This is a genomic window from Aeromonas sp. sif2416 (assembly GCF_019218665.1).
In the GTDB taxonomy this organism is placed as follows: Bacteria; Pseudomonadota; Gammaproteobacteria; order Enterobacterales; family Aeromonadaceae; genus Aeromonas; species Aeromonas encheleia.
In genome coordinates, this window is the sequence record NZ_JAHUXC010000001.1 from 236,577 (window position 1) to 248,882 (window position 12,306).

Here is a 12,306-nt window from a genome sequence, read left to right on the forward strand (position 1 = left end):
CCGCCTTCTCATGAAAATCCTGCACACCGCCGACTGGCATCTGGGTCATCAACTCCATGGCCACGAGCGCCGCTTCGAACACGACGCCTTCCTCGACTGGCTGGCCGACACCATCAAGAGCCGGCAGATCGATGCCCTGCTGGTGGCAGGGGATCTGTTCGATACCGCCAATCCCCCCGCCAGCGCCTGGCAACAGCTCTACCGCTTCCTGGCCCGGCTGCGGGCCGAGATGCCCAGGCTCAACATGGTGCTGATCGGCGGCAACCACGATTCCCCCTCCAAGCTGGATGCCCCCCACGAGCTGCTGCGGGCCTTCGATCTGCACCTGGTGGGCAGCATCAGCCGGGATGGGGAGGGGCGGCTCGAGACCGAGCGCCTGCTGGTGCCGCTGCAAGACCAGGAGGGCAAGATTGCGGCCTGGTGCGCCGCCGTGCCCTTCCTGCGCAGCAGCGATCTGCGGGTCGAGCAGTTGGAAGAGGGGCAGGATCGGCTGATCGAGGGGGTGCGCCAGGTCTATGCCGAGGTGCTGGGCGCGGGGCGCGCACGCTGCGAGCCCGGCCAGGCGCTGATCGCCATGGGCCATGCCTATCTGGCGGCGGGCCAGCTCTCCGAGCTGTCCGAGCGGCGGGTGCTCGGCGGTAATCAGCACGCCCTGCCCGCCGACATCTTCGCAGGTGCCGACTACACGGCGCTCGGTCACCTGCATCTGGCCCAGAGCCCGGCCACGGCGGTGCACTACAGCGGCTCGCCGCTGCCGCTGTCGCTGGCAGAGGCGAACTACAACCATCAGGTGCTGGAGGTGACGCTCGAAGATGGCAAACTGGCGGGGCTGGAGCGACTCCCCGTGCCCCGCAGCGTCGAGATGATCCGGCTACCGGAGAGTGAACTCGACGCGGCGCTCAAAGCCATAGAGGCGCTCTCCCTGCCCGAGTGCCCCCAGGAGGCGCAACCCTTCCTCGAGGTACGCCTGCTGCTGCCCAAGCCCGAGGCTCGCATCCGCGAGCGGATCCTGGCGGCGATGGCGGGCAAGCCGGTGCGGCTGGCCCGCATCAGCACCCGCTATCAGGGCTCGGGTCAGGGGCTGGCCGATGGTGCCAGCCGGCGCAGGCTGGATGAACTCTCGCCGACCGAGGTGTTCAGGCTCTGCTATCAGCGCCAGTTTGACGGTGAACCAGAGGCCGAACTGGTGGCCTCGTTTGAAGAGATCCTGGCGCAGGTCAAGGAGTCCGAAGCATGAAAATCTTGTCTCTCAGCGGTGAGAACCTGGCCAGCCTGACCGGAGCCTTCGCCATCGACTTCACCCGTGGCGCCCTGGGGGCCGCTGGGCTCTTTGCCATCACGGGCAATACCGGCGCGGGCAAGAGCACCCTGCTCGACGCCATCTGCCTCGCACTCTATGACGAGATGCCGCGCTTCATCGCCAATCGCAAGCACGTGGCCGAGGTGGGGCGGGCGGATGACGAGGAGAAGCTCAAGGCCAACGACGTGCGCGGCATCCTCAGCCGTGGCCATGCCAGCGGCGCTGCCGAGGTGCAGTTTCTCGGCTGTGACGGTCGCATCTGGCTGGCACGCTGGGCGGTGCGCCGGGCCCGCAACCGCTCGGAGGGGCGTTTTCAGGCCCAGGAGCGCAGCCTGACCGACGTCGTTACCGGCCAGATTTTCTCCGGCAGCAAGCGGGAGTTGCAGGAGCGCATCGACGAGCTGGTGGGCCTCTCCTGGGAGCAGTTCCGCCGCGCGGTGATCCTGCCCCAGGGGGAGTTCGCCGCCTTCCTCAAGTCGGGCGCCGACGAGCGCTCGGCGCTGCTGGAGCGGATGACGGGCACCGAGCTCTACTCCGCCATCTCGGTACAGACCCATGAGCGGGCCCGGGCCGAGCAGCAGACGCTCGCGACCATAGGCCAACGGCTCGGCGACGTGGCGCTGATGGACGAGGCGACCCGCGAGCACTGGGTCGCCGAGCAGCAGCGCCTCTCCACCAGTCTCAAGCACGAGCAGCAGCAGCGTCAGCTGTTGCAGGACTTGCGCGACCTCAACGATCGTATCACCGCCCTGCGCCTCGCCTGCCAAGAGGGACAGGCCGCGCTGGCTGACGCCGAGGCGGCCCATGCCCAGGCGGCCCCGGAGCGGGAGGAGTTTGGCCGCGCCGAGCAGGCCCAGGTGGCCCGCGCGGATCACGACGAGCTGGCCCGCCTCGACCAGGAGGTGCAGCAGCAGGAGCAGCTGATCGGCCAGTTGGGACCCGAGCTTGAGCTGTCCTCGCAGGCGCAGCAACAGGCCGCCCTGCGTGAGCAACAGTTGCTGGCGGGCAAGCTGAGCGCCGAGCGGGAGTGGGGGGCCCTGCAACCCGAGCTCAAGCGGGCACAGGATCTCGATACCCGCATCCGGGAGAAGGCCGGCCAGTTGCAGGAGATCCAGCAGCAGGGCGCGCAGGCGCGAACCCTGCAACTCCAGCTGCAACAGGAGTGGCAGCAGCAGCGCGAGCGGGCGCAGGCGCTCGAGGATCGCCGCCGGCAGTGGGCGAGCTGGCTCGAGGAGCGCAAGACGCTGGCCCCGCTGGCGCGCCAGTGGCAACCCCTGTTGGCGGCCATGCAGGACTGGGCCGAGAACAAGGCGCTGCTGCAGCGCTTGCTGCAGAGCCATGAACACAAGGGTCATGCCCTGCGCGATCTGCAGGCTCGCCTCGAGCAGGGGCAACAGGAGCGCGACCATTGGCAGCAGGAGCATGCGCGTCTGCAGCAGCAACACGATCAGGCGCAGGCGCAAGAGTGGGACGCCCAGGTTGCCAGGGCGCAGGAGCAGCGTCAGTCCCGGACCGAGCAGCTGGCGCGGGTGCGGCAGCTGCTGGAGCTGGCACAGGCGGGTCGCAATCACAGCGAACAGCAGCAGCGATTGTGGCAAGAGATCGGCATGCTCGAGCAGCAGCTGGCCCGGCTCGCCGCCCAGCGCGATGAGCTGGAGCCCGCCTTGGCGCGGCTCGGCACCCAGCGGGAGGAGGCGCGCCATGCCCTGGAGCAGGCCCGCGCCGTGGCCAGTTTCGAGCAGCATCGTCACGTGCTCCAGGAGGGGGATCCCTGCCCGCTCTGCGGCGCCGAGGAGCACCCCTACCGTCAGAGCCAGCCCCAGGTGGCTGGCATACTGGCGCAGTTGGCCGAGCGCGTCCGTCAGCTGGATCTCGACTGGGAGCGACTCCATCATCAGCACATCCAGGAGGAGAGCGAAGGGCTCGAACTGGCTCGCCAGCTAGCCGCCCGCCAGCAGCATCAGCCCGAGCTGGCGGCGAGATCCGAACAGCTGAGCCAGCGTTGGTCACTGCTGGGAGGGCGTGGCCTGCCACCGCGCCAGAGCCCGGCGGAGTGGGTCGAGCTGCAGGCCGAGCTACTGGCCCAGGGGGAGGCCCTGGAGCACGAACTGGTGGCCGGTCAACAGCAGTTGCAGCAGGCCCAGCAGGGGCAGCAGCAGCTGGCGAGGCTGCGGGAGCAACTGGCCCAACTCAACGTCCGGTATCAGCAGTGTGAGCTGCAGTGGCACGAAGACGAGCGCCAGAAGGTAGCCTGGGAGGCCGAGCTGAAGGCGCTGGCCGAGCAGGAGATCACCCTGCGCCAGCGTCTGGCACAGGGGGAGGCCAGGCTCGATCAGCAGATGGGGGCAGAGCCCTGGCGCCAGTGGATTGAGGGTGAGCGCTGGCAGGAGTGGCAGCAGAGCTGCGAGGCCTATCTGCAGGGGCAGGAGGAGTGGGAGCAACTCGGCAACGAGCTCGCCAGCCTGACTCCGATCCTGAGCGCCCAGGAGGTGCGGGTGCAGGGCCAGAACGCGCTGCTGCACAAGCTGGAGCGCGACTACAAGGAGGGCGAACAGCAGCGCCAGGGGCTGCTGGCCAGCCGCGAGGCCTGTCTCGATGGCCGCGCCATCGCCCAGGTCGAGCACGAATGGCAGCAGCGCTTGCAGCAGGCGACCAGCCGGCTTGAGGAGGCGGTGACCGCCCTGCGGGCCGCCAGGGAGCGACAGACCGAGCTCAGGACCCGGCTCACTCACCTCGAGCAGGACAGGCAGCTGAGCAGCCGGCGGCGGCGCGAGGTGCAGGGGCGCTGGGCGGCGCAGGCCAGTGCGCTCGGCATCGCCGAATATGATCTGCGCCGGCTGCTGGCTATCAGCCCGGATGAGCTCAAGGTGCGGCGCGCCGCCTTGCAGCGGCTGGAAGATGCCCTGGCCGAGGCCAGAACCCGGCTTGGGGAGCGCCAGCGGGCGCAGGCGCAAGAGGAGGCCAAGCTGGAGCGTTACCGCGAGCATCATGGGGAGCTGACCGCGCTCTCCACCGAGGAGCTGAGCCAGCGCCTCACCACCAGCACGGCGCTGTGCCGCGAGCTGGAGGAGCAGCTGTTCCAGTGCAAGAGCACCCTGGCCCAGGCCGAGACGGCGGCGCTCAAGGCGGGGAGCCTGCAGGCAGAGTTGGCCCGCCAGCAGGGGGTGGTGGATCACTGGCAACAGCTGTCCGAGCTGATAGGGTCGGCCAGCGGTGCCAAATTCCGCACCTTCGCCCAGAGCCTCACCCTGGAGCGCCTGCTGCTGGAGGCCAATGCCCAGCTCGCCGAGCTGTCGCCGCGCTACCGGCTGGAGCGGGTGCCCGGCACCGATCTGGCGCTGCAGGTGGTGGATCTCGACATGGGGGACGAGGTGCGTTCGGTGGACTCCCTCTCCGGCGGTGAGAGCTTCCTGGTGTCGCTGGCGCTGGCGCTGGCGCTCTCCAGCCTCTCCTCCCGCCAGACCCAGGTCGAGTCGCTGTTCATCGACGAGGGATTCGGCACCCTGGATCCGGACAGCCTGGATCTCGCGCTCTCCAGCCTCGACTCCTTGCAGGCGGCGGGCCGCCAGATCGGGGTCATCTCCCACGTCCAGACCCTGGTGGAACGCATCGGTGTGCAAATAAGGGTCGAGGCCCTCGGTGGCGGCGAGAGCCGGGTGGTCTTGCCCTGAGGACGATGCATCGACCAATAAACAGGCCCCATGATAGGGGTCTGTTTGTTGGTGTGCCCGGTCCTGGGGGCTATCTCTTCTCGGGCAGCATATTGGTCAGGGTGTTGTCCTTGAGCACATGGTGGTGATAGAGGGCCGCGGCGGCGTGCAGGGCGTGCAGGGCGTGCAGGGCGATCAGGGCATAGCCGATGTTGGCCAGCGTCTCGTGCAGCTCCTTGATGGTCCCCTTCAGGCCATCATCCGGCGCCATCAGGGCGGGCAACTCGGCTCCGAAGAAGGGGATAGGCTTGCCCCCTGCGCTCAGCAGCAGCCAGCCCAGCAGCGGGGTGAGCAGCAGAAAGCCGTACAGCGCCAGATGGGCGAGGTGGGCCAGCCTGAGCATCAGGGGAGAGGGTGCGGGCTTGATGCGCGGTGACGGGCTGCTGAAACGCACCAGCAGGCGCACCACCACCAGTGCCAGGATCAGCAGACCCAGCATGAAGTGCCACTCCTTCATCGCATCGCGGCCGGCGGAGCCCTTGGGGAAGATGTCCCTGAACTCCATCAGGCTGTAGACGGCGATCATCAACAGCAGGGTCAGCCAGTGCAGCCCGATGCTCAGGCTGCCATAACGTTGTTCCGTATTCTTCAACATGCTTATCTCCTGCTCGGGGTGCCCGTTGCATCCGCTCTGGTTCTGCCTCTGTCTCTGTCTCTTTGGGCTCGCTTCCTGTGCCCGGACCCGGTCTTGATCGTCTCCATGTTACAAGGCTTGCTTGCCAAAACCTTGATCTCGATAACTTTCTGACATTTTACCCCAGCTCCCAAGCGGTGGCCGACAGGCAGCTTCAGGCGCGGGCGATACGGCGGCCACCCTGCCTGTTATGGCCGTGCCGATGAGAAACGGGTGATGGGCTGGTTCTGCTCGGATTATATGACTCAGCCGATGCCGGGGGCCATGCCGCTGGATCATTGGCCCTCGTGACGGGCAGCCCCGTGACTCCGCGTGGTGTGGATCAGGGATTGGAGGCAGGTTAGGGTTGTGACTCGGTATCGGACCGAGGCGCTGGGCGGCCGGTTGGCGATGGGCGAGGGGGGCCGTCGTCAACGGATCCTGGCCCATAAAAAAACCGAAGCCCAGGGCTTCGGTTTTTCGTTGCGGCAGCTGGCACAGGCCAGCGGCGCATTATTTCTTGATGCGGATCACCGGAGTCTCGCCCACGGTCACGGCGCCAGTCATCTTGATCAGCTCTTTGATCTCATCCATGTTGGAGATGACCACAGGCGTCAGGGTAGACTTGGCTTTCGCTTCCAGAATAGCCAGATCGAACTCGATGATGGTATCACCGCGCTTGACCTTCTGACCTTCCTGAGCGATACGGGTGAAGCCTTCGCCTTTCAGCTCGACGGTGTCGATACCGAAGTGAACGAACAGCTCGATACCAGAGTCGGATTCCAGAGAGAACGCGTGGTTGGTCTCGAAGATCTTGCCGATGGTGCCGTCACACGGCGCAACCATCTTGTTGCCAGCCGGCTTGATGGCGATGCCGTCACCGACGATCTTCTCGGCGAAGACAACGTCAGGCACGTCTTCGATCGGTACGATTTCCCCTGACAGGGGGGCAAAGATTTCGATGCCGCCGGTGTCAGAGCTGTCATCGGAAACCAGTTTCTTCAGTTTATCAAACAGACCCATAGTAAAGCTCCTAGAGATGATTGTCGCTGTTTGCAGCCGATCTTAGCAGACTGCCTTCTGCTTAATAAAGTTATCTACACAGGCTTCGATTTCGGCGGCGGTCGCATAGCTCAGAGCCTGGTCTGCCATTGCCTTCACATCTTCGAAGTTGGTGTTACGGATAAGCTTCTTGATACGTGGTACAGAGATGGCGCTCATGGAGAACTCATCCAGACCCATACCCAGCAGCAGCAGGGTGGCGCGTTCGTCACCAGCCAGTTCACCGCACATACCGGTCCACTTGCCATTGTCATGGGAAGCGTCGATTACCATCTTGATCAGGGTCAGGACGGAGGGTGACAGCGGGTTGTACATGGCGGAAATCATCTCGTTACCACGATCGACGGCCAGGGTGTACTGGGTCAGGTCGTTGGTACCGATACTGAAGAAATCCACTTCCTTGGCCAGATGATGAGCCATCACGGCAGCAGCCGGTGTCTCGATCATGATACCCACTTCGATGGATTCATCAAAGGCTTTGCCGTCGGCACGCAGTTCAGCCTTCAGCTGCTCCACGGTCGCCTTGAGGCTGCGGAACTCTTCGACGGAGATGATCATCGGGAACATGATGCGCAGTTTGCCAAAGGCAGAGGCACGCAGAATGGCCTTCAGTTGGGCGTGCATGATGTCTTCGCGATCGAAGAAAATGCGCACGGCACGCCAGCCCAGGAAGGGGTTCATCTCTTTCGGGAAATTCATGTAAGGCAGTTCTTTGTCGCCGCCGATGTCCATGGTGCGGACGATGATCGGCTGATCCGGCATGGCCGCTGCCACTTCTTTGTAGGCCTTGAACTGCTCATCTTCGGTCGGCAGCGCATCGCGGTCCATGAACAGGAACTCGGTACGGTACAGACCCACGCCTTCGGCGCCATTACGGATGGCACCCTCGGTATCCTTGACGGTACCGATGTTGGCGCACACTTCGACCTGATGACCATCGAGGGTGATGGCGGGCAGATCTTTCAACTTGGCCAGCTCGTCTTTCTCGGCCTGGAACTGGGCCTGGAATTTCTTGGCCTCAGCCAGCTGCTCGGCGGTCGGGTTGATGATGATCTGGTTGTTGATCCCATCCAGTATCAGCATCTCGCCATTGTTGACGCGCGCGGTGATGTCGTTGGTGCCCACGATGGCCGGCAGCTCCAGGGAGCGGGCCATGATGGAGGTGTGAGAGGTACGGCCACCGATGTCGGTGACAAAACCCAGCACGTATTTCAGGTTGATCTGAGCGGTTTCAGACGGAGTCAGGTCTTTGGCGACCAGGATGACCTCTTCGTCGATGGTGCTCAGGTTGACAACGGCGATGCCCAGCACGTTCTTCACCAGACGGGTTCCGATGTCACGGAAGTCGGTGGCGCGCTCACGCAGATAGGGGTCATCCAGCTCGGCCATCATCTTGGCATACTGCTCGATCACCTCATAGATGGCTTTGTCGGCGGAAGCCTTGTTGTCTTTGATGAAGGATCTGATATCCCCTTCCAGCTCCTCATCTTCGAGCAGCATGATGTGGCCTTCGAAGATGGCCTCTTTTTCCTCACCGAAGGTGCGACCTGCCATCTCTTTGATGGCTTCCAGCTGTGCGGCTGACTGGGTGCGGGCTTCGAGGAAGCGGTTGATCTCGGCGTCAATCTGGTCAACAGAGATCTTGCCCTGATTGATAACGATTTCATCTTCTTTCAGAAGAAGCGCCTTACCGAATGCGATACCGGGGGACGCAAGAATGCCAGATATCATAATCCTTCCTATTAAAACGACTGTGGGGGAGGAATAAAGCTGGATTACTCCAGCTCGTCCATCAGGGCAACCAGCTTCTCAACGGCTTTCTGAGCGTCCGGGCCATCGGCCTGGATGGTCACGTTGGTGCCTTTGGTCAGGCCCAGGGTCTGCAGCTTGAACAGGCTCTTGGCGCTGGCGGATTTGCCACCGGAGACCACAGTGATCTCGCTTTGGAATTCTTTAGCTTCTTTCACGAACTGAGCTGCAGGACGGGTGTGCAGGCCGTTTTCAGCAGTAATAACAACAGACTTCTCGTACATGGTTTCACCCCATATTATTGATATTGTGTGGAGAGATGGACGCTTATGAGGCCTCCTGTCTCACCGTGTCAGTATGGATATGTTGTAAAGTAACGAAATCAGACCCGCAATGGTTTAATCCAGGTCAATTTTCTGTGCAGTATTCGGCGTCCTGACCAAGTCTTTTCGTTATCGGGCTACAAGCCGCGCCATGACTGGCTTGAAATTAATTTATAACGAAAAATAACATTTTGTTACCTTGTGATACTTAACCAGCAAACACCTCGTGACGCGGCACAGGATATGAGATTTATCACAGAATGTCTGCTTTTTTTGTCACATCCAAATTTGTTATTTTACCCCAAAAAATAAGGGGCCGACTGACACTGTCGACTACTGAGTTTAGCTCATAAAGAAAACGGCGCTCCGAAGAGCGCCGTTGTTTTGATGTAAGACGATCAATTACTGCTGCAATTCCTGCTCGCTGAATACCCCGGCGAACAGGGCGCTGGAGAGGTAACGCTCGGCGGCGCTTGGCAGCACGACTACGATGGTCTTGCCCTCGAACTCCGGCAGCTCGGCCAGACGGGCGGCGGCCACCACGGCGGCCCCCGAGCTGATCCCCGCCAGAATGCCTTCTTCTTCCATCAGGCGGCGAGCCATCTCGATGGACTCCTCGCTGCTCACCTGCTCGACTCTGTCCAGCAGGCTAAGATCCAGGTTTCCCGGTATGAAACCGGCACCTATGCCCTGGATCTTGTGCGGACCTGGCTTGATCTCTTCACCGGCCAACTTCTGACTGATGACGGGGGACTCGGAGGGTTCGACCGCGACCGAGATGATAGCCTTGCCTTTGGTCTGCTTGAAGAAGCGGGAGACGCCTGTGATGGTGCCACCGGTACCGACACCGGCCACGAACACATCGACGTCACCGTCGGTGGCGTCCCAGATCTCGGGGCCTGTGGTCAGCTCGTGGATCTCGGGGTTGGCGGGGTTTTCGAACTGTTGCAGCAACACATACTTGCCCGGCTCGGATTCGAGGATCTCGTTGGCTTTGGCGATGGCGCCCTTCATGCCGAGCGGACCTTCGGTCAGCACCAGGTTGGCGCCCAGCGCCTTGAGCAGCTTGCGGCGCTCCAGGCTCATGGTGGCCGGCATGGTCAGGGTGATGGGATAGCCACGGGCCGCGGCCACGAATGCCAGAGCAATGCCCGTGTTACCGCTGGTGGGCTCGATGATCTCCTTGCCCTTGGTCAGCACGCCGCGTTTCTCGGCATCCCAGATGAGGTTGGAGCCGATCCGACACTTGACGCTGAAGCTGGGGTTGCGGCTCTCGATCTTGGCCAGCACGCGGCCCTTGGTAACACGATTGAGACGAACCAGTGGGGTGTTGCCTATGGTCTGGCTGTTGTCCTCAAAAATTTTGCTCATGGTGCTATCCCTGTGTTTGTTAAGGCGATGAAACAAGATTACCCTGTGGTTTCTGAATGAGAAGTGACGAATCGTTATAACAATATGTTATTACAACATATAGAACTTATTCTTTCTTACCTAGGCCTTGCTCGGGTCTCCCGCCGCCAAAGGAATGGACGTTATGGGATTTGCAGGAAGCGATCGCTACCTCGCCTCAGAGGCGTTGAGTATGGCAGTCAATGCCGCCATCTTGCTGGAGAAACCGCTGCTGATTAAGGGGGAACCCGGCACCGGCAAGACGGTGCTGGCCGAGGCGGTTGCCGAATCGCTCGGCGCCGATCTCATCGCCTGGCACATCAAGTCCACCACCAAGGCCCAGCAGGGGCTCTATGAATACGATGCGGTGGCGCGGCTGCGGGACTCACAGCTCGGCGATCCGCGGGTGGAGGACATCAACCACTACATTCGCCGTGGCAAGCTGTGGCAGGCGTTCGCGGCCGATCAGCGGCCTGTGCTGCTCATCGACGAGATCGACAAGGCCGACATCGAGTTTCCCAACGATCTGCTGCTGGAGCTGGATCGGATGGAGTTCGACGTCTACGAGACCGGCGAGCGGGTCAAGGCTCGCCAGCGCCCCGTGGTCATCATCACCTCCAACAACGAAAAAGAGCTGCCGGATGCCTTCCTGCGCCGCTGCTTCTTTCATTACATCCGCTTCCCCGACAAGGCCGAGATGCAGGCCATAGTCCAGCTGCACTATCCCGGACTGAAAGAAGAGCTGCTGGACGAGGCGATGGCGCTGTTCTTCGAGCTGCGGGAGGTGGAGGGGCTGCGCAAGAAGCCATCCACCTCAGAGCTGCTGGACTGGATCCGGCTGCTGCTGGCCGACGGCATCTCCCCCGAGGCGATGCGCACCCGCGAGCCGGGCAAGCTGGTGCCTGCGTTGTATGGCGCCCTGCTCAAGACCGAACAGGATCTGCACCTGTTCGAGAAGCTGGCCTTCCTGGCGCGGCGCGGTCGCTGAATGCTGATCGATTTTTTCACCCATCTGCGGCGCCACAAGCTGCCCTGTTCGCTGCGCGAATTGCTGGATCTGCACCAGGCCCTGGCGGCCCGGCTCGCCCGCCTCGACATGGATGACTTTTACTTGTTGTCTCGCTGCCTGCTGGTCAAGGACGAGGCCCACTTCGATCGCTTCGATCGCGCCTTCGCCGAGTATTACGACGGCCTGCAGGCCAACCCCCTGTTGCCTGAGACCCTGCCGGATGAGTGGCTGCGCCAGGAGTTCGAGCGGCTGCTGAGTCCGGAAGAGAAGGCACTGTTGCAATCCCTCGGCGGGCTCGACAAGCTGCTGGAGACCCTCAACCAGCGGCTGGCGGAGCAAAAAGAGCGTCACGCCGGCGGCAACAAGTGGGTGGGGACCGGGGGCAGCAGCCCCTTCGGTCACGGCGGCTTTCACCCGGAAGGGGTCAGCATGGGGGGAGAGGGGCGACAGGGCAAGGCGGCCAAGGTGTGGGAGGCGCGCCACTATCGCAACTTCAGCGACGATGACTCCCCCCTGGGCCAGCGCGCCATCCAGCTGGCGCTGCGCAAGCTGAGGCGCTGGGTGCGCAAGGGCAGCCCGGATGAGCTGGATCTCGATGACACCATCCAGAGCACCGCCCGCCAGGGCTGGCTCGATGTGAAGCTGAGGCCCGAGCGCCGCAATGGCATCAAGTTGCTGGTGTTCTTCGATGTCGGGGGCTCCATGGATGCCCACGTGGCCGAGGTACAGCGGCTGTTCTCGGCCCTGCGCCACGAGTTCAAGCATCTGGAGTTCTTCTATTTTCACAACTGCCTCTACGACTTCGTCTGGCAAGACAACAATCGCCGGACCGAGGAGCGATTCGACACCCTGCGCCTGCTGCGCACTTACGGCAGCGACTACAGGGTGATCCTGGTGGGGGATGCGAAGATGGGCCCCTACGAGATCAGCTGGCCGGGTGGCAGCGTCGAGTACTGGAACGAGGAGGCGGGCCAGGTGTGGCTCGCCCGCCTGCAGCAGCACTATCCCAGGCTGGCATGGATCAACCCCATTCCCAGGCGGGAGTGGCTCTGGCACCCTTCCATCAAGTTGATGAATGAATTGATTGGCGGGCGCATGCACCCGCTGACCCTGGCCGGTCTCGCCGCGGCGATCGATCAGCTATGACTCTT

9 protein-coding genes are annotated in these 12,306 nt (G+C 62.8%); 4 read left to right on the forward strand and 5 right to left on the reverse strand.

Annotation, left to right across the window (positions count from 1 at the left end; translation table 11 throughout):
* Positions 1-10 precede the first annotated feature (10 nt).
* Together KW821_RS01050 and KW821_RS01055 are read left to right on the forward strand one after the other, a co-directional pair.
* A complete protein-coding gene (locus KW821_RS01050) occupies positions 11-1,237 on the forward strand; it encodes an exonuclease SbcCD subunit D C-terminal domain-containing protein (RefSeq protein WP_218289960.1) in 1,227 nt (408 codons plus the stop codon).
* Positions 1,234-4,971 carry an AAA family ATPase gene (locus tag KW821_RS01055; RefSeq protein ID WP_218289962.1) on the forward strand — a complete coding sequence of 1,246 codons (3,738 nt, stop codon included), beginning with the start codon at positions 1,234-1,236 and terminating at the stop codon, positions 4,969-4,971. The genes KW821_RS01050 and KW821_RS01055 overlap by 4 nt, the downstream gene beginning before the upstream one ends.
* Before the next feature lie 70 nt (positions 4,972-5,041).
* Here the strand turns inward: KW821_RS01055 and KW821_RS01060 are convergent, their stop codons facing one another.
* The 5 genes from KW821_RS01060 to cysK form a co-directional block, all read right to left on the reverse strand.
* The gene (locus KW821_RS01060) at positions 5,042-5,605 is read right to left on the reverse strand and encodes a cytochrome b (protein ID WP_218289964.1); all 564 of its coding nucleotides are present in this window, start codon (positions 5,603-5,605) and stop codon (positions 5,042-5,044) included.
* A gap of 531 nt (positions 5,606-6,136) precedes the next feature.
* Positions 6,137-6,646: a PTS glucose transporter subunit IIA gene (gene crr / locus KW821_RS01065; RefSeq protein WP_005312365.1), complete on the reverse strand. Its 510-nt coding sequence runs from the start codon at positions 6,644-6,646 to the stop codon at positions 6,137-6,139.
* Between the two features lie 42 nt (positions 6,647-6,688).
* A complete protein-coding gene (gene ptsI, locus KW821_RS01070) occupies positions 6,689-8,416 on the reverse strand; it encodes a phosphoenolpyruvate-protein phosphotransferase PtsI (protein WP_218289966.1) in 1,728 nt (575 codons plus the stop codon).
* A 44-nt stretch (positions 8,417-8,460) separates the two neighbouring features.
* Positions 8,461-8,718: an HPr family phosphocarrier protein gene (locus tag KW821_RS01075; protein WP_005303128.1), complete on the reverse strand. Its 258-nt coding sequence runs from the start codon at positions 8,716-8,718 to the stop codon at positions 8,461-8,463.
* Positions 8,719-9,159: 441 nt separating this feature from the next.
* A complete protein-coding gene (gene cysK, locus KW821_RS01080; protein WP_042653923.1) occupies positions 9,160-10,128 on the reverse strand; it encodes a cysteine synthase A in 969 nt (322 codons plus the stop codon).
* Between the two features lie 163 nt (positions 10,129-10,291).
* Here cysK and KW821_RS01085 point away from each other — a divergent pair, with 163 nt between their 5' ends.
* Together KW821_RS01085 and KW821_RS01090 are read left to right on the forward strand one after the other, a co-directional pair.
* On the forward strand, positions 10,292-11,134 hold the full coding sequence (locus KW821_RS01085; RefSeq protein ID WP_218289968.1) for a MoxR family ATPase: 843 nt from the start codon (positions 10,292-10,294) through the stop codon (positions 11,132-11,134).
* Complete coding sequence (locus KW821_RS01090; protein ID WP_218289970.1) at positions 11,135-12,301, forward strand: VWA domain-containing protein; 1,167 nt, start codon at positions 11,135-11,137, stop codon at positions 12,299-12,301.
* Positions 12,302-12,306 lie beyond the last annotated feature (5 nt).